The sequence below is a fragment of the Bradyrhizobium sp. P2_E8 genome (assembly GCF_056403875.1).
Window position 1 is genome coordinate 1 of sequence record NZ_JBFUES010001718.1, and the last position, 826, is coordinate 826.

Genomic DNA, 826 nt, shown 5'->3' on the forward strand with positions numbered 1-826 from the left:
GACCCATACCGCGTGATCTATCGATCGCGTTCGGCAGGCGTACCGAACGACGAGTCTCCGCCAAACCACTCCCTGTGGTTATGGGTCCCGGCCTTCGCCGGGACGACACTGCAGTGGTGCGCGACAGCACGCTAATGACGAAGAGTGGCCCTCACGCCACCAGCGACAGCTTCGGAAGGCTCGCGACCACGGACTGGTTGCGGCCGCCGGCTTTGGCGGCATAGAGCGCCTTGTCGGCGGCGGCGACCAGCATCGACCAGTCCATGCCGGCGGCGGGGACGAGGCTGGCGATGCCGCAGGAGACCGTCGACGTCGCCGTATCGTCGGACCAGCCCAGTACCTTGCCGCGGATCGCCTCGGCGATCCTGAAGGCCTCGGTGATGGAGGTGTTCGGCAGCAGCACCGCGAATTCCTCGCCGCCATAGCGGGCGGCGCAGTCGCCGGCGCGGCTCACCGAATCGGAAATGCAGATGGCGATGCCGACCAGCAGCTGGTCGCCGGCCTGGTGGCCGAACGTGTCGTTGTAGGCCTTGAAGTGATCGGCATCGATCATCAGGAGCGCGACCGGCGTCTTCTGGCGCATCGCGCGCCGCCATTCAACGTCGATGACAGCATCGAACTTGCGGCGGTTCTTCAGGCCGGTGAGCGCGTCCGTCGTTGCCATCTCCTCGAGCTTGCGCTCGGCCTCGGCGCGTCGGCCGATCTCGCGTGCGAGCACGAGCGTCGATCCCAGCACGAACAGCGCAAGCGCCAGCACCACGGCGCCGATGCGATAAGCTTCCTTCTGCCACAGTGCGAACACGGCGCTCAGCGGCTTGCCCGCCAC

General features: G+C 66.9%; 1 protein-coding gene. It reads right to left on the reverse strand.

All coding sequences use genetic code 11. The annotated features are described in order from the left end of the window. Window positions 1–151: 151 nt before the first annotated feature. The coding region (locus tag AC1D00_RS43450; protein ID WP_477014972.1) for a GGDEF domain-containing protein at window positions 152–826 on the reverse strand (675 nt) is incomplete at its 5' end.